The sequence below is a fragment of the Campylobacter lari genome (genome assembly GCF_900638335.1).
Classification (GTDB): domain Bacteria; phylum Campylobacterota; class Campylobacteria; order Campylobacterales; family Campylobacteraceae; genus Campylobacter_D; species Campylobacter_D lari_E.
The window spans coordinates 1,186,484-1,207,765 of sequence record NZ_LR134508.1 but is presented as its reverse complement, the minus strand read 5'-3'; the positions used below and the strand labels follow the sequence as shown (position 1 = coordinate 1,207,765).

General features: G+C 28.7%; 21 protein-coding genes. 13 read left to right on the top strand and 8 right to left on the bottom strand.

Translation table 11 applies throughout. From position 1 onward, the window contains the following. Positions 1 to 5: 5 nt before the first annotated feature. Complete coding sequence (locus EL235_RS06170; protein ID WP_126341039.1) at positions 6 to 818, bottom strand: glycosyltransferase family 2 protein; 813 nt, start codon at positions 816 to 818, stop codon at positions 6 to 8. Positions 819 to 875: 57 nt separating this feature from the next. On the opposite strand from EL235_RS06170, the gene EL235_RS06165 reads away from it, so the two are divergent. The 8 genes from EL235_RS06165 to EL235_RS06130 all read left to right on the top strand — a co-directional run bounded on the left by EL235_RS06165 (position 876) and on the right by EL235_RS06130 (position 9,862). Continuing rightward, positions 876 to 2,378: an MBOAT family O-acyltransferase gene (locus EL235_RS06165; RefSeq protein ID WP_126341038.1), complete on the top strand. Its 1,503-nt coding sequence runs from the start codon at positions 876 to 878 to the stop codon at positions 2,376 to 2,378. An 8-nt stretch (positions 2,379 to 2,386) separates the two neighbouring features. Then, the gene (locus tag EL235_RS06160) at positions 2,387 to 3,499 is read left to right on the top strand and encodes a hypothetical protein (RefSeq protein ID WP_126341037.1); all 1,113 of its coding nucleotides are present in this window, start codon (positions 2,387 to 2,389) and stop codon (positions 3,497 to 3,499) included. 13 nt (positions 3,500 to 3,512) lie between these two features. After that, complete coding sequence (waaF, locus tag EL235_RS06155) at positions 3,513 to 4,433, top strand: lipopolysaccharide heptosyltransferase II (protein WP_126341036.1); 921 nt, start codon at positions 3,513 to 3,515, stop codon at positions 4,431 to 4,433. After that, positions 4,434 to 5,939, top strand: coding sequence for an MBOAT family O-acyltransferase (locus EL235_RS06150; protein WP_126341035.1), 1,506 nt, complete (start codon positions 4,434 to 4,436; stop codon positions 5,937 to 5,939). It begins immediately after the preceding gene. A gap of 8 nt (positions 5,940 to 5,947) precedes the next feature. Next, positions 5,948 to 7,084 carry a hypothetical protein gene (locus EL235_RS06145; RefSeq protein WP_126341034.1) on the top strand — a complete coding sequence of 379 codons (1,137 nt, stop codon included), beginning with the start codon at positions 5,948 to 5,950 and terminating at the stop codon, positions 7,082 to 7,084. 78 nt (positions 7,085 to 7,162) lie between these two features. Next, positions 7,163 to 7,465 (top strand): HU family DNA-binding protein, encoded by a 303-nt coding sequence (locus EL235_RS06140; protein WP_039619003.1) that lies wholly within the window; start codon positions 7,163 to 7,165, stop codon positions 7,463 to 7,465. Between the two features lie 96 nt (positions 7,466 to 7,561). Further along, a complete protein-coding gene (gene cysK, locus EL235_RS06135) occupies positions 7,562 to 8,464 on the top strand; it encodes a cysteine synthase A (RefSeq protein ID WP_126341033.1) in 903 nt (300 codons plus the stop codon). A gap of 12 nt (positions 8,465 to 8,476) precedes the next feature. Next, positions 8,477 to 9,862 carry a replicative DNA helicase gene (locus tag EL235_RS06130; protein ID WP_126341032.1) on the top strand — a complete coding sequence of 462 codons (1,386 nt, stop codon included), beginning with the start codon at positions 8,477 to 8,479 and terminating at the stop codon, positions 9,860 to 9,862. Here the strand turns inward: EL235_RS06130 and tpx are convergent. From tpx to EL235_RS06115, 3 genes are read right to left on the bottom strand one after another with little or no spacing between them, the layout of a single operon-like run. Continuing rightward, complete coding sequence (gene tpx, locus EL235_RS06125) at positions 9,859 to 10,377, bottom strand: thiol peroxidase (RefSeq protein WP_039626849.1); 519 nt, start codon at positions 10,375 to 10,377, stop codon at positions 9,859 to 9,861. The genes EL235_RS06130 and tpx overlap by 4 nt on opposite strands. A gap of 12 nt (positions 10,378 to 10,389) precedes the next feature. Beyond that, positions 10,390 to 11,733 (bottom strand): magnesium transporter, encoded by a 1,344-nt coding sequence (gene mgtE / locus EL235_RS06120; RefSeq protein ID WP_114640563.1) that lies wholly within the window; start codon positions 11,731 to 11,733, stop codon positions 10,390 to 10,392. 1 nt (position 11,734) lies between these two features. Next, positions 11,735 to 12,892 (bottom strand): peptidoglycan DD-metalloendopeptidase family protein, encoded by a 1,158-nt coding sequence (locus tag EL235_RS06115; RefSeq protein ID WP_114640562.1) that lies wholly within the window; start codon positions 12,890 to 12,892, stop codon positions 11,735 to 11,737. A gap of 126 nt (positions 12,893 to 13,018) precedes the next feature. On the opposite strand from EL235_RS06115, the gene EL235_RS06110 reads away from it, so the two are divergent. From EL235_RS06110 to EL235_RS06100, 3 genes are read left to right on the top strand one after another with little or no spacing between them, the layout of a single operon-like run. Next, complete coding sequence (locus tag EL235_RS06110) at positions 13,019 to 13,729, top strand: plasminogen-binding N-terminal domain-containing protein (RefSeq protein WP_414973607.1); 711 nt, start codon at positions 13,019 to 13,021, stop codon at positions 13,727 to 13,729. Beyond that, a complete protein-coding gene (locus EL235_RS06105; protein WP_126341030.1) occupies positions 13,729 to 15,111 on the top strand; it encodes an FAD-linked oxidase C-terminal domain-containing protein in 1,383 nt (460 codons plus the stop codon). Before EL235_RS06110 ends, EL235_RS06105 begins: the two co-directional genes overlap by 1 nt. Then, a complete protein-coding gene (locus EL235_RS06100; RefSeq protein WP_039626840.1) occupies positions 15,111 to 15,923 on the top strand; it encodes a ribonuclease BN in 813 nt (270 codons plus the stop codon). The genes EL235_RS06105 and EL235_RS06100 overlap by 1 nt, the downstream gene beginning before the upstream one ends. Here EL235_RS06100 and EL235_RS06095 read toward each other — a convergent pair. The 4 genes from EL235_RS06095 to EL235_RS06080 are packed head-to-tail and all read right to left on the bottom strand — an operon-like array spanning position 15,870 to position 19,801. Beyond that, positions 15,870 to 17,126, bottom strand: coding sequence for a ComEC/Rec2 family competence protein (locus tag EL235_RS06095; RefSeq protein WP_039626838.1), 1,257 nt, complete (start codon positions 17,124 to 17,126; stop codon positions 15,870 to 15,872). The two genes, EL235_RS06100 and EL235_RS06095, sit on opposite strands and share 54 nt — an antisense overlap. Continuing rightward, positions 17,123 to 17,686, bottom strand: a complete 564-nt coding sequence (locus tag EL235_RS06090; protein ID WP_114640557.1) for a DedA family protein — start codon at positions 17,684 to 17,686, stop codon at positions 17,123 to 17,125. Before EL235_RS06090 ends, EL235_RS06095 begins: the two co-directional genes overlap by 4 nt. 8 nt (positions 17,687 to 17,694) lie before the next feature. Further along, positions 17,695 to 19,248 carry a ribonuclease Y gene (gene rny / locus EL235_RS06085; protein ID WP_039626834.1) on the bottom strand — a complete coding sequence of 518 codons (1,554 nt, stop codon included), beginning with the start codon at positions 19,246 to 19,248 and terminating at the stop codon, positions 17,695 to 17,697. Then, complete coding sequence (locus tag EL235_RS06080; protein WP_126341029.1) at positions 19,172 to 19,801, bottom strand: 5-formyltetrahydrofolate cyclo-ligase; 630 nt, start codon at positions 19,799 to 19,801, stop codon at positions 19,172 to 19,174. Before EL235_RS06080 ends, rny begins: the two co-directional genes overlap by 77 nt. Positions 19,802 to 19,868: 67 nt before the next feature. Here EL235_RS06080 and EL235_RS06075 point away from each other — a divergent pair, with 67 nt between their 5' ends. After that, complete coding sequence (locus EL235_RS06075) at positions 19,869 to 20,414, top strand: TlpA family protein disulfide reductase (protein ID WP_126341028.1); 546 nt, start codon at positions 19,869 to 19,871, stop codon at positions 20,412 to 20,414. After that, the gene (gene ftsY, locus EL235_RS06070) at positions 20,414 to 21,280 is read left to right on the top strand and encodes a signal recognition particle-docking protein FtsY (RefSeq protein ID WP_126341027.1); all 867 of its coding nucleotides are present in this window, start codon (positions 20,414 to 20,416) and stop codon (positions 21,278 to 21,280) included. Before EL235_RS06075 ends, ftsY begins: the two co-directional genes overlap by 1 nt. Positions 21,281 to 21,282 lie beyond the last annotated feature (2 nt).

Below are 21,282 nucleotides of genomic sequence, written 5' to 3'. Positions count from 1 at the left end.
ATGCATCAGTTTTTACTTGTATGATATAAAAATTTTTTTTCTTTTACTAAAACTTCTAATATTTTTTCATTAAAATACTTATATGGAAAAATATTAGCTAATTTTTTAATGTATTTTAAACTTTGTTTTTTATGCTTGTAATTTTGCCATAAAATTCCTTTATTTTTGTTTTCATATCTACCATTTTCATTAAATTCATAGCGGTATATACATTCTCGCGATACAAAAAAACTCTCACTAATTATAAAATTTATATAATTAAAAAGCACATCCTCCCCATAGCAAAGTCTTTCTTTGAAATCAACATATTCAAAACTTTTTAAAATCAAATTTTTTCTATATACTTTTGCCCAAACACTCCAGCAAAAATGCTTTTGATTGAGTAAGAAATTTAAAAAATCATCTTTATTAAAATATTCATCTTGTTTAAATCTATAAAATTTCTTAAATTTCACCCTATGTACATACGCATCAAACACTACCATATCTACATTTTTAATTTTTTCAAGCCCAAGCTCACAAGCATTAAGCTCTAAATAATCATCAGGATCTAAAAACATTATAAAATCTGATTTTGCATTTAATACACCTATATTTCTACTAGCAAAGGTTCCTAAATTTTCTTCATTATGTATGATTTTTATTCTATCATCTTTACTAGCATATTCTTTAGCTATATCTATACTTTTATCATTGCCAAGGTCATCTACTATAATGATTTCTATATCCTTAAAAGTTTGGTTAATACAACTTTCTAATGTTTTAGCAATATATTTTTCCACATTATAAGTTGGTAGTATGATGGAAATTTGACTCATGTTAACTCTTTAAGTAAAGTGATGATACAATTATAGCCTTTATTTTCAGGAGTATAAATGGTTTTTAGTTCTTATGAATTTATATTTATATTTTTACCTATAGTTTTAATTATATTTTATATGCTTAAAAAATTTAATCATATTCAAAGTGCAAAATTATTTTTAGTCTTAGCAAGTTTATTTTTTTATGCTTTTTGGAAGGTTGAATATGTTTTGATTTTATTGCTCTCTATGGGTGTAAATTTTTATCTTGCAAATTTAATTTTACTTAATAGAAAAAAAGTAAAATTGTTATTTTACAGTGGTGTATTTTTTAATTTAGCTTTACTTGCTTTTTTTAAATACACCGATTTTCTTTTAGAAAATTTTAATGTATTTTTTCAAGTAGCCCGACTAGATTTTAATATTCCTTTGCCACATATATTACTACCTTTAGCTATATCTTTTTTTACTTTTCAACAAATTGCTTTTTTAGTAGATTGTTATAAAAGAACAAATATAGAAAGTTTAAAAAGTGAAAATGCATACAAAATAAATATTTTAGATTATGCTTTGTTTATAACATTTTTTCCTCAACTTATAGCAGGTCCAATAGTGCATCATAAAGAAATGATGCCTCAATTTAAGAGTATGCTTTGGAATAATTCTATTCTTATTAATTGGGAAAATATAGCCAAAGGATTATTTATATTTTCTATGGGTTTATTTAAGAAAGTATATATTGCTGATTCTTTTGCGCTTTGGGCTAATGCAGGGTTTAAGATAGTTGAAAATGGAGGTACTTTAAATATTTTTGAAGCTTGGGTAACTTCTTTATCTTATACTTTTCAACTTTATTTTGATTTTAGTGGCTATTGTGATATGGCTATAGGTATAGCTTTATTTTTTAGTATAAAACTTCCTATTAATTTTAACTCTCCTTATAAAGCATTGAATATAAGTGATTTTTGGAGAAGATGGCATATAACATTAGGTAAATTTTTAAAAGATTATTTATATATACCTTTGGGTGGTAATAGGGTTTCTAAGATTATAAATTTAAGAAATCTTTTTATAGTAGCTTTTGTTAGTGGAGTATGGCATGGAGCTGGATGGGGTTTTGTGATATGGGGAGTGTTGCATGGATTAGCTATGGTACTTCATAGAATATATGCTTTTATAACCCCAAATGTAAAATTTAAAGAAAGCATCATTTATAAAATATTTGCATGGTTTGTAACTTTTAATTTTATTAATCTTGCGTGGATATTTTTTAGAAGCGAAAATCTTCAAGGTGCTATAAATCTTTTAAAAGCTATGTTTGGTATAACTTGGATGGAATTGCCTATAAAATGGCATAGAATGAAAGAATCTTTAGTGCAAATTAGTGGTAGTAATGAAACTTTAATTTACATTATCGTTTGTATGATTTTATGTATTGGGTTTAAAAATAGTATCGAAAAGCTTGAAAAGTTTAAAGCTAGTTATATGAATTCTTTATTAGTTATGCTTTTTTTATATATAGCTTTGATAACTTTAGGCATAGTTCCCTATACTGAATTTATTTATTTTAACTTCTAAGGATAAAAATGTTTAAATCATATAAAAAATTTGTAATTTATTCTTTATTAATACCTTTGCCTTTTGTGTTGTTTTTGGGGAGTTTACTTTATGTGTATGATCCATTGCAACTTTATCATGAACCTTGGCTTAGAAAAAAAACATATTATAATGACGTAATTATTAGCGCTAGAGGAATAATTGATTATAGTAATTTTGATTCTTTAATTATAGGTAGTTCAATGCTACAAAATACTTCGTCTGCAGAAGCATCTTCTAAACTTGGGGGACAATTTATTAATTTATCAATAGGTGGAAGTACTTTTAATCAAAGAAAAATTATTTTAGATTATGCTTTAAAAAAAAGAGACATCAAGCATTTGATAATTTCTTTGGATGAATTTGCTATTATGAATATAAAAAATCATGATACTAGAAATTTTGATTTTTTATATGATGATAATTACTATAATGATTTAAAATTTTATCTCAATAAAAAATTTATTTCATGTGCATTGAAATTTTCTAGTAGCAAAAAATGTGTTGGAAGTGATACTGAGTTGGAAAACTTACCAAAGTGGATTAAAAGTCCGATTGCGCAAAAGCAATTTGGAGGGATTAAAAATTGGATTAAAAATATAGAAGAAGGTGTTCGTAAGGATATTGCAAGTATTATTGATTTATATGAAGGAAGATATAAACATAGGGTATCTTATGATAATTTTGATGATTTAAAACAACATATTCAGCTTTATTTAATTAATTATATTGAAAAATATCCAAATATTAAATTTTCTTTAATTTTGCCAACATATAGCAGAATTTATCATAGAATGATGCAAGCTGAAAATCAATATTATAATAAGTGGTCAAAGTTAATAAAATATATTGTTTTGCAGATTAGACCTTATGAAAATGCTAAAATATATGGATTTGATGATTTAGATTATGCAGATGATATTGCAAATTATAAAGATTTAAATCATTATAATATTGATATGAATTCAATTCAACTTAACGCTATAAAAAATCAGACCCATATTATAAATTATCAAAATATCGATAAATATTTAAAAACGATTGAAGATAAAATTGAAATATTAAATTTAAAGCCTTTATACGATCAAATAAAGCAGAATTAACAATTGGAGTCTTATGAATATTTTTATCAACCTTCCTACTTGGCTTGGCGATGCGGTGATGGCTAGTGCGGCTATTTATGCTATAAAAGAAAAGTATCCCCAAGCTAAATTTACTTTTTATGGTTCTTTTGTGAGTACAGAGCTTTTTAAACGCTTTGAAAATGCTCAAATTTTAGTAGAAAATAAAAAACAAAGATATAAGCAAATTTTACAAGCTAGAAAAAACCTTGGTAAATTTGATCTAGCTTTTTCGTTTCGCTCGGCATTTTCAAGTAAGATCATTTTAAATCTAATTAAAGCAAAAAAAAGATTTTATTTTGATAAAAATATTCTAAAAGAAGAACATCAAGTCTTAAAGTACTTAAATTTCATAGAAAAAGCCTTAAATTTTAAAGCCACTTCAAATTCTTTAAAACTCCCTATAAAAGCAAAATCAACTCAAAAAATTTTAGGTATAAATCCAGGTGCACATTTTGGAAGTGCTAAAAGATGGGAGGCGAGTTATTTTGCAAGGGTAGCAAAAGAATTTAGCTCCACGCATCAAATTTTAATCTTTGGAGTAGAAAGTGAGAGAGAAATTTGTGATGAAATTGAACAATTTCTTCTAAAAGAAGGCATAAGGGCAAAAAATCTTTGTGGTAAAACTAGCATTTATACTTTATGTAAAAATATTTCTATGCTTGATTTACTAATCACAAACGATAGTGGTCCTATGCATATAGGCGCAGTTTATGGAGTGAAAACGGTGGCTGTTTTTGGCTCTACTAAATTTAGTCAAACCTCACCTTGGCAAGAAAATGCTAAAATAGCACACTTAAATTTAGTTTGTATGCCTTGTATGCAAAAGGTCTGCCCTTTAAAACATCATAAATGTATGAAAGACTTAAAGCCTGATGTGGTAATAAATTTAGCAAAAAATTTTTCAGGAGTATAAATGGTTTTTAGTTCTTATGAATTTATATTTATATTTTTACCTATAGTTTTAATTATATTTTATATGCTTAAAAAATTTAATCATATTCAAAGCGCAAAATTATTTTTAGTCTTAGCAAGTTTATTTTTTTATGCTTTTTGGAAGGTTGAATATGTTTTGATTTTATTGCTTTCTATGGGTGTGAATTTTTATCTTGCAAATTTAATTTTACTTAATAGAAAAAAAGTAAAATTGTTATTTTATAGTGGTGTGTTTTTTAATTTAGCTTTACTTGCTTTTTTTAAATACACTGATTTTCTTTTAGAAAATTTTAATGTATTTTTTCAAATAGTCCAACTAGATTTTAATATTCCTTTGCCGCATATATTACTACCTTTAGCTATATCTTTTTTTACTTTTCAACAAATTGCTTTTTTAGTAGATTGTTATAAAAGAACAAATATAGAAAGTTTAAAAAGTGAAAATACATATAAAATAAATATTTTAGATTATGCTTTGTTTATAACATTTTTTCCTCAACTTATAGCAGGTCCAATAGTGCATCATAAAGAAATGATGCCTCAATTTAAGAGTATGCTTTGGAATAATTCTATTCTTATTAATTGGGAAAATATAGCTAAAGGATTATTTATATTTTCTATGGGTTTATTTAAGAAAGTATATATTGCTGATTCTTTTGCGCTTTGGGCTAATGCAGGGTTTAAGATAGTTGAAAATGGAGGTACTTTAAATATTTTTGAAGCTTGGGCAACTTCTTTATCTTATACTTTTCAGCTTTATTTTGATTTTAGTGGCTATTGTGATATGGCTATAGGTATAGCTTTATTTTTTAGTATAAAACTTCCTATTAATTTTAACTCTCCTTATAAAGCATTAAATATAAGTGATTTTTGGAGAAGATGGCATATAACATTAGGTAAATTTTTAAAAGATTATTTATATATACCTTTAGGTGGTAATAGAGTTTCTAAGATTATAAATTTAAGAAATCTTTTTATAGTAGCTTTTGTTAGTGGAGTATGGCATGGAGCTGGATGGGGTTTTGTGATATGGGGGGTGTTGCATGGACTAGCTATGGTACTTCATAGAATATATGCTTTTATAACCCCAAATGTAAAATTTAAAGAAAGCATCATTTATAAAATATTTGCATGGTTTGTAACTTTTAATTTTATTAATCTTGCGTGGATATTTTTTAGAAGCGAAAATCTTCAAGGTGCTATAAATCTTTTAAAAGCTATGTTTGGTATAACTTGGATGGAATTGCCATACAGATTTTATTCAAGATGGAAACATACTTTGGCTTCCATCAATGGTAGTAATGAAACTTTAATTTACATTATCGTTTGTATGATTTTATGTATTGGGTTTAAAAATAGTATCGAAAAAACTAATGTTATGAAACCCAATGTATTTTATATTTTAGTTGTTATATTTTTCTTATATACATCTATATTTATTTTAGGTGTAATTCCCTATACTGAATTTATTTATTTTAACTTCTAAGGATAAAAATGTTTAAATCGTATAAAAAATTTGTATTAAAGGTTTTATTTATACCTTTACCTTTTATTTTTTGCTATCTTGTTTATATGTTTATATACGATCCTCTAATGCTTTATCATAAACCTTGGTTTAGAGCAGAAAGCTTTGATAAGGATTCTAGATTAGCTAACCAAGGAATAATTAAAAATTATAGTTTTGATAGTATTATCATAGGTAGTTCAATGCTGGAAAATACTTCTCCTAAGAAAGCCAATACTCTTTTAAACGAACGGTTTATTAATATATCTTCCCCAGGACTTTATTTTAATGAAAGGGCTATTTTTTTAAATTATACTTTTTTAAAAAATAAAAATATCAAACGCGTGATTTATTCCTTGGATCTGACAATGATTTTAGATTTAGCTACAAGAGATACGAAATACTTTGATTTTTTATATGATAATAATTATTATAATGATATATTAGTTTATTTACAAAAAAGATTTTTGTTTTGTATTTTAAATATTAATGATGATTGTTACAAGAACAAAGATTTGGACTCAAGAACTTTTTGGATAAATGATGTGGGGCATAGGTTTGGTGGTTTTGATAATTGGTTGAAATCTTCAAAACACTACAAAGGGACAGATTTTGCCTTTGAAAAAATACGACATTCAAAATTTATAATAAAAAATAATTATAGCGAAACGCAAGTAAAAATGAAACAAATGCAAAATATTTTAAAAGTTTATTTGTTGGAAATAATTGAAAAAAATCCTCAAATTAATTTTGATATTTTAATACCATCTTATTCTCGTCTGTTTTATTCAATTGACAATGGAGACAGGGGATTGTATTTTAGTAGGATCAAATCTATTCTTCATTGGATTGTTTTAGAGACAAGTAAATATCAAAACGTTAAAATATATGGATTTGATGATTTAGATTATGCAGATAATATTGCAAATTACAGAGATTTAACACACTACAATATCGATATGAATGAGATACAACTTATAGCAATAAAGAACCAAACAAATATTCTCACTAAGACTAATATTGAAGAGTATCTTGAAAATTTTGAAAATAAAATTAGAAAATATAATATTGATGAATTTATAAAAGCTGTAAAAAAATATTTTCCAGATGCAAACAACGAAAATTAGTAATTATATGCAAAACCTCTTGCAAAAGCTTGATAAATGTGTTAAACTTAACAATCATTTTTAATCAAGGAGCTTTTTATGACTAAAGCAGATTTTATTTCTCAAGTTGCTCAAACTGCTGGGCTAACTAAAAAAGATGCAACTGCAGCTACTGATGCAGTAATCGCTACTATTACTGATGTATTAGCTAAAGGTGATAGCATTAGCTTTATCGGTTTTGGTACATTTTCTGTAGCTGAAAGAGCTGCTAGAGAAGCTAGAGTACCAAGCACTGGTGCTACTATCAAAGTACCTGCTACTAAAGTTGCTAAATTTAAAGTAGGTAAAAACCTTAAAGATGCAGTTGCTGCTGCTAAAACCGCTAAAAAAGCTAAAAAATAATTCTTTGCGCAAAAGTTTCTAACTTTTGCGTTTTTCTTCATAGATTAAGTATTAATTTTCTTTTGATATTGTTTTTAAAAAATTACAAGGAAAGCAATGTCAGTTTATAATAATATTTTAGATTGTATAGGTAATACTCCGATTGTTTCTTTAAAAGAATTTGCTCCAAATCTTTATGCTAAATGTGAGTATTTTAATCCAAGTCATTCTATAAAAGATAGAGCGGCTGTAGAGATGATAAAACAAGCTTTAAGTGAGGGTAAGATCAATCAAGAAACAACTATTATAGAAGCCACTAGCGGAAATACTGGCATAGCTTTAGCAATGATTTGCGCAAGCTTAAAGCTTAAACTTATCATAGCTATGCCTGAGTCTATGAGTATTGAGCGTAGAAAAATGATGAGTTTTTTTGGTGCAAAGCTAGAGCTTACTCAAACAAGCAAGGGTATGCAAGGAGCACTTGATAGAGCTAATGAGCTTTTGAGTGAAATTCCAAATTCGTTTATGGTAAGTCAATTTGAAAATATCAACAACAAAAACGCACATAGAAAAAATACTGCTTTAGAAATTTTAAAAGCTTTGCCTGACCTTGATATTTTTTTAGCAGGTTTTGGCACAGGTGGGACTATAAGTGGGGTAGGAGAAATTTTAAAAGAACACAATCCTAATATCAAAATCATAGCTTTAGAACCTGCAGCCTCACCACTTTTGAGTCAAAATACCGCTGCAAGTCATAAAATTCAAGGTATAGGTGCAAATTTTATTCCTAAAATTTTAAATCAAAAAATTATAGATGAGATAGTTTGTGTAAGTAATGAAGATGCTATAAATACAGCCTTAGAGCTTGGTAAAAACGGCATAATGGCAGGAATTTCAAGTGGTGCAAATATATATATGGCTAGAAAAATCGCTTTAGAAAATCCCGATAAAAAAGTCTTAACTATGTTAAATGATACAGCAGAGCGATATTTATCAACTGATTTATTTGCAAATTTATAATTTGGAGTATGTATGAGTTACAATAATGAGCATTTTGATTTAGATCTTGAAAGGGCGATTTTAAGTTCTTGTATATTCAGTGAGGATTCTTTTTTTAGTATTTCTTCAGATATTGAGATTAATGATTTTTCACTCAAAGCTCATCAAGATATTTACAAAGCGATTTTAGCTTGTGTGAATGCAGGCGAGCCTATAAGTGCAAGTTTTATAAGAAAACATAAAAAAGTAGATGAGCAAATTTTAGCTGAAGTTTTAGCCACTACCTCCATAGCAGATGTGAGCAAATACGCTTATGAACTAAGGGAAAAGTCCATTAGACGCCAACTTTTAAATTTTGCTTATACTATACCTACAAGGGTAAATGAAGATAAAAGCATTTCTCAAATTTCAGATGAAATAGGCAAAGAGATTTTTAATCTTACCAACCGTGTAAATAGTAATAGTATTAAGGATATGACTATGGTGATGTCTGAACTTATGGATGAGTTTAAAAAGCAAAAAGAAGCAGAAAACAAAGATATTTTGGGACTTGATACAGGTTTTAGTGAGCTTAATAAAATGACAAAAGGCTTTAAACCTGGTGATCTTGTAATCATCGCAGCACGCCCTGGTATGGGAAAAACTACGATTTGTTTAAATTTTATAGAAAAAACACTAAGGCAAAATAAAGGCGTTGTGATGTTTTCACTAGAAATGCCTGCTACACAAATCATGCAAAGATTAATCAGCGCAAAAACCTCTATTCCTTTGCAAAAAATTCTAATCGCAGATTTAAATGATGATGAGTGGAGTAGGGTGGGTGATGCTTGTAATGAATATGCACAACAAAATCTTTATATTTACGATAGCGGTTATGCTAGCATAGCAGATATTCGTTCAATTTTACGCAAAATCAAAGCCCAAGATGAGAGTATTGAACTTTGCGTAGTTGACTACATCGGTCTTATGATGAGTAATTCAGCTTTTAATGATAGGCATTTGCAAGTGAGTGAAATTTCAAGAGGTTTAAAACTTTTAGCAAGAGAATTAAATATGCCTGTGGTCGCTTTATCTCAGCTTAATCGTTCATTGGAAAGTAGAGCAAATAAGCGTCCTATGCTTAGTGATTTAAGAGAAAGTGGTGCTATAGAACAAGATGCAGATACCATTTTGTTTGTATATAGAGATGAGGTTTATAGAGAGCAAGAAGAAAAAGAAAGAGAAAATAAAGCAAAAAATGAAGGCAAAACTTATGAGAGAAAATTTATGCCAAATCCTATGCAAGAAAAGGCTGAGCTTATTATAGGTAAAAATAGAAATGGTCCTGTAGGGCATGTGGATTTGCTCTTCTTAAAAGAAAAATCTTGCTTTATTGAAGCTCCAAAAGAAGATTTTGTGGTTACAAACTTTGAAGGTTAATTCAAAGGGTAACCATAATTTTTATGCATAAAAAGCTCTAAATCCTTAAAATCAATTTTTCCCATTAATTCTTCCACAAGTTGCTTATATACTATTTTTCCGTCTTTGACTACAAAGGCTGCTCTTGCTAATAATCCTGCAAATACACTATCGCCTATTAAAACTCCATAGTTAATACCAAAATCTTTAAAAGCAAAATCACTTGCTACAATAATATCATCAACTCCTTCGGTAGCGCAAAAACGATCCATAGCAAAAGGTAAATCCATGCTAATGGTGATAACCTCAATATTTTTCATTGAAGTTAGTCTTTTGTTGGTTTCTTTGGCTTGCTTTGAGCATACTTGAGTATCTAAACTAGGAAAGGTTAGTAAAATTTGAGTTTTTCCAGGGGGTGCTATTTCTACTGGGGCGAGATTTTTAGTTCTTAGAGTTATTCTTGGAGCATTATCACCAACTTCTAGCTGATCTCCTATGAGTTCTATTTCTTGGTTTTTATATGTGATGCTTGCCATAATTTTCCTTTTTTATAATAAAATCATTTTTGCTAAAAGTAAAAAACTAAAAAATCCCAAACCATCGGTAATTGCAGTAATTACTACACTTGAGCCTACTGCTGGATCAATTTTAAATTTTTTCAATGTTAAAGGTACAAAAGATCCTACAAAGCCTGCTAAAGCTAGATTAATTAACATTGATAATGCTATAACAAGCCCCAAAAGAGCTGTTTTAAACCATATAAAAGCTATGATACTCATAATACTAGCAAATATAAGCCCATTAAGTAAAGAAATTCCACTCTCTCTTAATATAACTTTTTTAGCGTCTTTAAATTCTACTTCATTGAGTGAAAGTTTTCTAACTGTTACTGCTAAAGCCTGTGATCCTGTATTGCCTCCCATAGAAGCTACGATAGGCATAAGTACTGCTAAGGCTACAAGTTGTTCTATTTCGCCTGAAAAAAGGCTAATGATATTAGCTGAGATTAATGAAGTAGTAAGGTTGATCATAAGCCAAAAAGCTCTTGCTTTGGCTGCTTTAAAAGCACTTTCTTCTTCAGCATCCTCATCAACTCCGGCTAAGTTGTAAATTTGCTCTGTTGCATTTTCTTGGATTAAATCATGAATATCATCATAAGTAATTCTACCTAAAAGCACTCCATCATCACTTACAACCGCTAAAACACTCAAATCATAATCTTCTACTATATCGATAGCCTTTTGTATATCTTCATGATCTTTAATGCTATAGCATTTATATTTTTCATTATCATTTTTTATAATATCTGCAAAACTTAGTTTAAAATCCCAAATCAAAAGATCGCTTAAGTTGATAGCATTGCAAAGCTTTCCTTGATTATCTATGATATAAACTTGAAAAATTTGATCCACTTGTCCTGAGTGTTTTAAAATTCTATATCTTTTAATAGCCTTTTCTATACTCTCATCAATAGAAGCTGTGAAAATTTCTGTTTGCATATAAGCACCAGCTGTATTTTCATCATAGTTTTTAAGGCGTAAAATTTCTTCTTTATCTTCTGAACTTAAGCGGTTTAAAATAGCTAAGGTTTTTTGTAGATTTAGTTCTTCAAAACGCTTAATCAAGTCAGTTGCATCATCACTTTCAAGCTCTTCTACCGCTTTTGCGATCTTTATAATGCTTAGGTGTTCTAAAATATCTTCTAATATATGTTCAGGCGTTATAGTAGCTACATTTGCAAGTGTGTAAGTATCAAAAGATTTAAGAGTTTGCAAATAAAGCTCTTCGTTGTATCTTTTGATAGTTTTTAAAGCTTCATTAATTTCATAGGTGCTTTGATCTTTGGGAATATTTTTTAAAAGTTCTTGTGCTTCTAAAAAATCATTCATCATCTCAAAGCTCCATAGAATTTTCTATATTTTGTTCTTTTGGTGGATTTTTATAGTTTTCATCAATGCTTTGCAAGCGGTTTTCATACTCTTTTGCCATTTTTAAAAATTCTTCTTTGTTTTTACCACTTAGGCTTGATTTTGGAATTTTCACTATGGTTTCAGGATTAATTGCTTTGTTATTTAGGTAAAGTCCAAAATGTAAATGTGGCCCAGTGCTCATACCAGTAGAGCCTACATAAGCAATCACTTGACCTTGTTTAACTTTTTGACCACGTTTGATTTTTGCAAAACGACTAAGATGAGCATATAAAGTCATATAACCTGATACGTGTTTTACTTGCACAACTTTGCCATAACCACCTTTTGTCCCAACAAAACTAATCGTTCCATCTCCTGCACTCTTAACTGGAGTACCCGTTGGAGCTGCATAGTCGATACCTAAGTGAGCTCTATAGCGTTTTAAGATAGGATGATATCTTGCTCTAGTAAAGCGATCTGAAATTCTTGTGTATTTAACAGGTTTGGTTAAAAAGAAATTTTCAAGTTCTTTTCCCTGAGCATTATAATAAGAATCTTTATATAAAAACACAGAATATTCTTTACCTCTAATGTTAGCTAAAGCTGCTTGGATGTTAATGTCGCCAAAAAGTCTTCCTAGTCTTCTTTTTTGCTCATAAATTAATACTACGCTATCGCCTTTTCTGACATTTTTAAAATTAACACTATTTTTAAAAGCTCTCACCATAGCTCTTGCTAAGGTTACACTACCACTTTCATCATAAACATCTTGATAAGCTGAGTTGTTAATAGCTACGCGAATGGTTCTTTTTTCTTTAGTGTAAGAAATAGGGGTAAAACTCAATACGAATTTGTTTTCATTATTTTTGTAAATATGAATTTGTAAATCATCACTAATTGGGATTAAAACTTGCTCAAGTTCACCTTGCTCATCTTTTAGCATTTGGTATTTAATGCCACTTGCAATTTCTGCGCTTAGTTCTTTATCTTCGGTGTCAAGATTATAATATAAATTAAGTGGTATAGAATGATCTTGTAAAAAATCAAGTAAAGTTTTGCCATTTTCCCAAGAAAGTTCTTCAACACTTGAAATAGCAAAAAGTTTTATGGATATAAGTAAAGATATGAAAATTTTTTTCATGATAATCTAAAGCCTTCTAAAATTTAAACATAAATTTGTATTTTACTTAATTTTTCTTACAATTTTGTAAGGAAAAAACAATATAATTTATTTTTTACACTTTTTAAGGAGTATAAATTGTCAAGAATTATCTTAGTGCTTTGTTGTTTTTTAGCATTTTTACAAGCTAAAAATTTTGATTTAATACAAACAAAACTTGAAAAAGTAGATGATATTTATGGTTATATAAAAGATGATCCTAGGATTTTATTGCACTCAAGTGGTATAGTTGTACATGAAATTGATACACAAAAATCTATCATTGCAAGAGCTAGTGTGATAGGGCGCGAAAATGGTTTGGTTAAATTACAATTTAAAGTTTTTGATATGCTAGCCCAAGATGCTATGCCTTTACCAAATGTATTGCCACAAGTAGGCGATAAAATAGTTTTGAATTATTTATACGATAGAGCTTTGATTATAGCACCTGATAAAAGTGTGTATGATTTTATCGCACAAAAATTAAATGGAATTTATTTTTTACACCCTGATTTATTTGGTGCTCATATGATACAAGAATACCGCCAAACTCCAAGAAGATCAGATTTTAGATCTTTTTGCTCAAAAAATGCCGTTGGACTTTTGGTGGTAGCTTTGGAAAAGAAAGCTGAGATAGTTGATTGTCAAGATTTTGGTAAGATTGAAGAATTTAACATACCTCAAGCTCAAAGTTTGCAAATCCCATTTTATTCAAGAATTACGGGTTATAAAAGCGATATTTTTAGCTTAAATGATGAAGCAATTGGAAATTATTATGTATATTATGAAAAACTAATTAGCTTAACTAGAGAAAAATAATGCAAGAAATTCATCAAAAATTCTTTCAAGAACTTTTAGGGGTTGAAAATGCACATTTTGATCCTATCCATAAAAGAGCGTATAGCTATGATGCTACTAAAAAGCATTACTTACCCGATGGAGTGCTTTTCCCAAGAGATGAAAATGATATTAGTCAAATTCTAAAATATTGCAATGAAAATAAAATCATCGTTATTCCTAGGGGTTCAGGTAGCGGATTTACCGGTGGAAGCTTGGCTATTAATGGTGGAGTGGTGCTAAGCTTTGAAAAACATATGAATAAAATTTTAGAAATCGATCTTGAAAATTTAGTTGCAGTAGTGCAGCCTGGTGTGATAAATATGGCTTTACAAGAAAAAGTAAAAGAATATGGCTTATTTTATCCACCTGATCCTGCTAGTATGGAGTATTCTTCTTTAGGGGGAAATGTAAGCGAAAATGCAGGGGGTATGAGGGCTGCTAAGTATGGTATAACTAAAGATTATGTAATGGCCTTAAGAGCAGTTTTACCTAATGGAGAAATCATTAGAGCAGGTAAAAAAACCATAAAAGATGTAGCGGGTTATAATCTAGCTGGAATTTTAATAGCAAGTGAGGGATCTTTGGCTGTGCTTAGTGAGATTACTTTAAAACTAGTAGCTTTGCCAAAGTTTAAAAAGACAGCTATGGGGATTTTTAATAGTATTGATGAAGCGATGAATGCAGTTTATAAAACTTTAGCTAAAGGTGTAACTCCTGTATCTATGGAATTTTTAGATCAACTAAGCATACAAGCATTAGAGCAAAAATTCCAAAAAGGCTTGCCTATGGATGCGGGTGCGATTTTAATCGCTGATGTAGATGGTAATGTAGAAGAGGCTTTGGAAGCGGATTTAAAAATCTTGCAAGAAAGTTTTTATGAATCTGGTGTAAGAGAGTTTAAAATAGCAAAAGATGAGCAAGAAGCAGCTAATATTTGGTTTGCTAGAAGAAATTGCTCTCAAAGCATAGCAATGTATGGAAATTTAAAACTTAATGAAGATATTACAGTGCCACGTTCAAAACTACCTGAGCTTTTAAAAGGCATAGCTGAAATTTCTAAAAAATATGGCTTTAAAATCCCTTGTTTTGGTCATACTGGCGATGGGAATGTACATACTAATGTAATGGTAAGTGATAAAAACAATCCTGAATTAGTTAAAAAAGGTTATGAAGCTGTGGAAGAGGTGTTTAAGCTTACGGTCTCTTTAGGTGGGACTTTAAGTGGAGAGCATGGCATAGGCATTTCAAAAGCTCCTTTTATGAAGCTTGCTTTTAGTGAAGCTGAAATGAACTTAATGAGAAATATCAAAAAAGCATTTGATCCAAATAATATACTCAATCCTTTCAAAATGGGACTTTGATGAGTTTTAAAAACTTATTTAAAATTCTTTTAGCTTTAAGAGATAAAGAAATTTTAAATTATGCTGCGGCTTTGAGCTTTTATACCATCTTATCTTTAATACCACTTTTGTTTTTGTGTTTTTGGGTTTTTACCCAAATTCCAAGTTTTGAAATTTATCAAGAAAGAATTAAAAATTTAATTTTTACTTTTTTAATCCCAACTCAACAAGAATTAATCATACAGTATATCAATACATTTTTAAAAAACAGCGTAAATTTAGGACTTATAGGGCTTTTTGCTATGGCTTTGACTTCTTTGGCGTTTTTTTCAGGTTATGATTATGTGATTAATAAGCTTTTAGATGAAGATTCTAAAAGTCTTTGGCACAGTATAAGTTCTTATTGGACTTTAGCAACCTTAACCCCACTTGGGCTTGGAGTGAGTTTTTATATTTCAGGTTTTATACAAAAAACCTTAGACGATTTTAATATTGCTTTAAATTTTTTTGAGATTTTACCTTATGTGATTATATGGGCTTTGTTTTTTGTTTCTTATTCAAGTTCGGTAAGCAAAAAAGGTGATTTAAAAACTTTACTTATTAGTTCTTTTGGTGCTTCTGTAATTTGGTATATTTCTAAGATGATTTTTGTATATTATGCTGTATATAATAAAACTTATTTAAATGTATATGGTTCTTTTTCTGTAATATTATTTTTCTTTTTGTGGATTTACATTTCTTGGATTATTTATCTTTTGGGATTAAAGGCTTATTTGCTTTTAAATCAAGAAAATAAAGGGAATAAACCCAAGAGAAACTACAAAAAGAGCTAAGTATTTATTAAATATAGCGATTAAAGATAAAATTAAATAAATACAATAAAACACAAAAGGTATTGATAGATTAATCGCATGCATTTTAAACTCAAAAAAATGCATTAAATATAAATCTAATAAATTTCCATAAGAAAAAATATGCAAGATCAAAACCAAAGGATAAAATACTACAAAGGCTAAACTTAAAGGTATGGCTAAAAATTGCTGAAAACTAAGTAAAGGAAAAAAGTATAAGACAGGGATAATCATTGCTAAAAAAGTCCAGATATTTAGTAAAAAAACATGAGTAAAATTTGAAAATTGATCTTTAAAATGATTAAGATATAAATAAATATAAAAAACTCCTAAAATAGAAAATAAAAACCCAATGCTAAAAAGAAGTTTTGGAAAAATGCTAATGCAAAATGCTATACTTAAAAATAAAAATTTAAAACTGAGTATTTTAATATTTTTACTAAATAAATAAAAAGCAAAAAGACTCATTAATAAAGCTCTTGTATAAGAAGGGCTAAAGTCTATTAAAAATATATACAAAATTAAAAGCAAGAAAGCAAAAATGCTAATATCAAGTTTTAAACTTCTATAAGGAAAATATCGTTTATGAAAAAAAGCGTATAAAGGAGTAAAAATCAAAAAGCAAAAGCTCAATAACAAGCCCAAATGATACCCGCTAATAGCGATTAAATGTGCGATATTATAAAAATTTACATCATTTCTAAGCTCACTTGATACATTTTTGGCGAAAAATAAAGCTCCATAAAATTCTTTGATCTTTTCATTTTGATGTTGATTTAAAAAATACTTTATTAAGGTATTTTCTTTTTGTGTTTTGGTTTTGTTAAAATCATAACTTGGTGCATAAAAACTTTTGCTAAGATAATCTTTAAAGTTAATATTTTTAGTAATTATTCTAAGATTTATTACATCATTTTTACTTAAATTTAGATCTTTAAAACTAGTGGTGTAAAAAATAAAATCAGAATTTTTAAGTTTTAAAACTTGATATTTTTTACCTTTTTTATTAGTTTTTTCATAAGAAGATAAAATGATGTTATCTTTAAGTAATAAATGCTTACTAAGTTTAAAATTTTGATATTTTTTATACTCATAGATGAGATTTAAACTAAAAATCGCTAAAAAACATAATAATAAAATAAAAAATTCTCTATAAGTTTCTTTTATAGAGAATTTTAAACTCATTTTTTCTTAGAAAAGCGTGATAAATATAACCATATAATAAAAATTAAAGTGATTATAAAAGCAGGAGCTATATAAGGATAATTGGCAAATACTTCAAAAGTTTCTTTTAGGGTATTTCCAAAAATAAAACCAGCATAACCTAAAACAACAGCCCAAATTAAACTAGCTAAGGTATTAATGATAAAAAATCTTACAAAGCTAAATTTACAAAGACCTGCCGCTATAGGAATGATAGTTTTTACTCCATAGATAAATTTTTGCACCACTAAAAGCAAATCCCCGTATTTTTTGATTTTCATCATAGCAAGAGCGATTTTTCTTCTATGATTTTTAAAATAAGGCATTATGTCTTTTTTATAGTATTTTCCCAAGATAAACAACAAGGTTGAACCTATGGTATTAGCTAAAAAGGCTAAAAATATACATAAATGCAAATCAAGTTTAGTAGAACTTGCACAAAGTACTCCTGCAGCAAGTATAGCAACCATACCTCCACCAAAGGAATAAAAAAATAAAATTAAATAGCCATAAGTGCTTAGATTATCTATCATTTCTTGCATGAAAAACCTTATCTTGCAAAATCAATAGCTCTAAGTTCTCTGATGACATTGACTTTTATTTCACCAGGATATTGTACTTTTTCTTGAATTTCTTCAGCTATTTCTTTAGCTAAAAGCACAGATTCATCATCATTGACTAATTTTGCATTAACAATAACTCTAATCTCCCTACCAGCATTAATAGCATAAGCTTTTTTAACCCCTTCTTTGCTCTTTGCTATATCTTCAAGCTCACTCACTCTTTTTAAGAAGGCTTCTAAAACCTCACGTCTTGCACCAGGACGCGCAGCGCTTAGTGTATCTGCTGTACAAACTGCAGCTGATTCTATGCTAATAGCTTCTTCATGCCCATGATGAGCATAAATTGCATTAATCACAACAGGATGTTCTTTATATCTTTTGCAAAGTTCAGCTCCTAAATCTACGTGAGAACCTTCAAATTCATGCGTTAAAGCCTTGCCTATATCGTGTAAAATCCCAGCTCTTCTTGCTAGTTTTTCATCCCCGCCACACTCAGCTGCTATGATTCCAGCTAAATGTGCCACTTCTAAAGAATGCGCTAAAGCATTTTGGCCATAACTTGCTCTATATCTTAATTTTCCTATTAATTTAACAATTTCAGGATGGATATTATTAAGTCCTAAATCCATTACTATAGTTTGACCTTCTTCTAAGATATTATCTTCAAATTCTTTGCAAACTTTTTCATGAATTTCTTCTATTTTTGCAGGTTGTATTCTGCCATCTTCAACTAAAAGTTCAATCACTTTTGTAGCAATGGCGCGTCTATATAGATTAAAACAACTTACTATAATTGCCCCAGGCGTATCATCGATGATAATATCAACACCTAAAACCATCTCTAAGGTTTTAACATTTCTTCCTTCTTTACCTATAATACGACCTTTTAGCTCATCATTTTTGATATTTACTACATTGATTAATCTTTCAGCGGCAAATTCCCCTGCAAATCTTGAAGTAGCCTGCGCTAAAATAAAATTAGCCTTTCTTTTTGCTTCATTTCTAGCTTCTTCTTCGTATTTTCTAACAATATGAGCAATCTCAGCTCTTGAGTTTTCTTCTATTTTTTGTAAAACTATATTTTTTGCTTCTTCTTGTGTAAGACCAGCTGAATGTTCAAGTATTTTTAATACCTCACTAAGCTTTGCTTCATAGTTTTGTTTTAAATTTTCATTTTCCTCATGTAAAGCTTTTATAGCTTGTTGCTCTTTTGCTAATTTGTTTTTATTTTCCTCATGAAGTTTTTCTTGATAATGAAGGTTTTGTTCTTTTTTATTAAGCTCTTCTAGTTTAATAGAATGCTCTTTTTGTAGTTTTTGAATTTTTTCATCAAATTTTTTCTTTGCCGCAAATTCAGCTTCAGTAACTGAATTTTTAGCATCTTTAAGTGTTAGTTCAGCTTCATATTCAATGGCTTTTGCTTTTGCTTTTGCTTGCTCTAAAAAGATATTGAAATTTGCATCATTAATCTTTTTGGCGACTATATACCCAATCCCTCCGCCTATAAAAACGGCTATTAATGCGACTAATATTTCTATCATTGTTTTTAACTTTCCTAAAGTATTTTTTATAAGGGTTTATATAAAAATTTCCTTTTATATCATGATCTTGGCTAAAAAATTGATCAGATTTTGCATCTATCATTTGTGTAAAAATAACCAAAGGTTTTTTATAAGAAATGCTTTCAAAAAACCTATCGTAAAAACCCTGACCATGACCGATTCTTCCTAATTTTGCATCTACACCTATTACAGGGATAATCGCAACATCAATGTGAGTTTGCAAAAAAGAATCTTTTGGTTCATATACCCCAAAGCTCTTTTTTTCAAGAGCTAATCTTAATTTTACTACCTTTAAACTTTTATCTTGCATAAACGGGACGAAAATTTGATATTTTTTTGTTAAAAAATGTCTGAATTTATAAAGATTAATTTCATATTTTAAAGGGATATATATGAGGATATTTTTGCAATTTTTGCATAAATTTAGAATTTTCATTATTTCTTGAAAAACTAAAAAATCCCTTTTGTATTGATACTTTAATTTTAAATACATTTTGGATTTTTGTTTTATTCTAAAATTGTTTTTTATCAAGGCTTTCCTTAAAGTTTTTAACTTTTTATGTTATACTTTTAAGCTTAAAAAATTATAAGGATAAGAATTGAAATTTAAAATTTTTTTAGTAATTTTTATCGCGATATTTTTTATTTCATGCTCGAGCGATAAAGAAAATTCTAGTGCTGAAAATACAAATAATGCAAGTTTGACTCAAAGTGAAAACACTGATTTTACTTTGAAATTTTTAGATGGTAGAAAAATGTATGTGAAATATCATGAGCAAGCATTCAATTTTGATGATACAGCCAAAGCTAAGTTGTTTGTTTTTTTTACAAGTTGGTGTGCACCTTGTAAGGCTCAAATTCCACATTTAAATAATCTAAATAAAAAATATCAAGACAAATTTGAAGTAATAGCGCTTTTTTTAGAAGAAAATAAAGAACAAGAAATATTAACTTTTATAGAAGATGAAAAAATGAAATTTCCAGTGGCTATAGGGGGGAATAATTTTGTTTTTTCCAAGATTTTAAATGTCAGTTCTATTCCAACAATGGTATTATTTAATGCAAAAGGCGAAAAGATTAAAGAGTATTTAGGGGTAATCCCTGAAGAAATGTTAGATATAGATATACAAAAAGCGATAATGTAATGTTTGGATTTTTAAAAAATGGTTTGAAAAAAACCTTAGAAAGTATTCATTTAGTTAAGGCTTCAAATAAAATCATTACTAAAGATTTGCTTGAAGAAATGCTTTTAGAAGCTGATGTGGCGTATGAAATAGTTGAAGAGATTATTTATTATCTTCCTCCAAATGATGAGGTTAAAAAGGCTGACTTAGAGCGTGTTATGGGGACTTATTTTATTTATGATAGACCAGAGCTTGCTAATACCAAGCCTTTTGTGGATTTGATTTTAGGTGTAAATGGGGTAGGTAAGACTACAAGCATTGCTAAAATGGCGCATTTGTATAAAGAAAATGGTGAAAAAGTTATACTTGGAGCTTGTGATACTTTTAGGGCAGGAGCTATAGAGCAGTTAAAATTATGGGCGCAAAAATTAGATATAGATATCATAGCTACTTCACAAGGACACGATCCTTCGGCAGTTGCTTATGATGCTATTTCTAAAGCTTTAGCAAAAAACTATGATAGGGTTATTTTGGATACAGCAGGACGCTTGCAAAATCAAAAAAATCTTGCTAATGAGCTTGAAAAAATCGTTCGCATAAGCAATAAAGCCATGCAAGGAGCTCCTCATAGAAAAATCCTTGTGCTTGATGGTACTCAAGGTGTAGCAGGAATTTTACAAGCAAAAGCTTTTAATGATTTAGTAAAACTAGATGGAGTGATTATCACAAAACTTGATGGAACTGCCAAAGGTGGAGCTTTATTTAGCATAGCAAGAGAGCTTGAACTTCCTATTTTATATGTAGGAGTAGGGGAACAACTAGGACAAATTCATGAGTTTAACCCTAATGAATATGTTAAAACTTTAGTTGAAGAGATTTTTGCATAACT

What these genes read in the sequence shown, in the direction of transcription:
- waaF (WP_126341036.1), top strand. Translation starts at nt 3,513, where the DNA reads ATGAATATTTTTATCAACCTTCCTACTTGGCTTGGCGATGCGGTGATG.
- EL235_RS06115 (WP_114640562.1), bottom strand. Translation starts at nt 12,892, where the DNA reads ATGAAAAAAATTTTCATATCTTTACTTATATCCATAAAACTTTTTGCT.
- EL235_RS06170 (WP_126341039.1), bottom strand. Translation starts at nt 818, where the DNA reads ATGAGTCAAATTTCCATCATACTACCAACTTATAATGTGGAAAAATAT.
- EL235_RS06140 (WP_039619003.1), top strand. Translation starts at nt 7,163, where the DNA reads ATGACTAAAGCAGATTTTATTTCTCAAGTTGCTCAAACTGCTGGGCTA.
- tpx (WP_039626849.1), bottom strand. Translation starts at nt 10,377, where the DNA reads ATGGCAAGCATCACATATAAAAACCAAGAAATAGAACTCATAGGAGAT.
- mgtE (WP_114640563.1), bottom strand. Translation starts at nt 11,733, where the DNA reads ATGATGAATGATTTTTTAGAAGCACAAGAACTTTTAAAAAATATTCCC.
- EL235_RS06150 (WP_126341035.1), top strand. Translation starts at nt 4,434, where the DNA reads ATGGTTTTTAGTTCTTATGAATTTATATTTATATTTTTACCTATAGTT.
- EL235_RS06165 (WP_126341038.1), top strand. Translation starts at nt 876, where the DNA reads ATGGTTTTTAGTTCTTATGAATTTATATTTATATTTTTACCTATAGTT.
- EL235_RS06090 (WP_114640557.1), bottom strand. Translation starts at nt 17,686, where the DNA reads ATGCAAGAAATGATAGATAATCTAAGCACTTATGGCTATTTAATTTTA.
- EL235_RS06095 (WP_039626838.1), bottom strand. Translation starts at nt 17,126, where the DNA reads ATGAGTTTAAAATTCTCTATAAAAGAAACTTATAGAGAATTTTTTATT.
- cysK (WP_126341033.1), top strand. Translation starts at nt 7,562, where the DNA reads ATGTCAGTTTATAATAATATTTTAGATTGTATAGGTAATACTCCGATT.
- rny (WP_039626834.1), bottom strand. Translation starts at nt 19,248, where the DNA reads ATGATAGAAATATTAGTCGCATTAATAGCCGTTTTTATAGGCGGAGGG.
- EL235_RS06130 (WP_126341032.1), top strand. Translation starts at nt 8,477, where the DNA reads ATGAGTTACAATAATGAGCATTTTGATTTAGATCTTGAAAGGGCGATT.
- EL235_RS06105 (WP_126341030.1), top strand. Translation starts at nt 13,729, where the DNA reads ATGCAAGAAATTCATCAAAAATTCTTTCAAGAACTTTTAGGGGTTGAA.
- EL235_RS06160 (WP_126341037.1), top strand. Translation starts at nt 2,387, where the DNA reads ATGTTTAAATCATATAAAAAATTTGTAATTTATTCTTTATTAATACCT.
- ftsY (WP_126341027.1), top strand. Translation starts at nt 20,414, where the DNA reads ATGTTTGGATTTTTAAAAAATGGTTTGAAAAAAACCTTAGAAAGTATT.
- EL235_RS06100 (WP_039626840.1), top strand. Translation starts at nt 15,111, where the DNA reads ATGAGTTTTAAAAACTTATTTAAAATTCTTTTAGCTTTAAGAGATAAA.
- EL235_RS06145 (WP_126341034.1), top strand. Translation starts at nt 5,948, where the DNA reads ATGTTTAAATCGTATAAAAAATTTGTATTAAAGGTTTTATTTATACCT.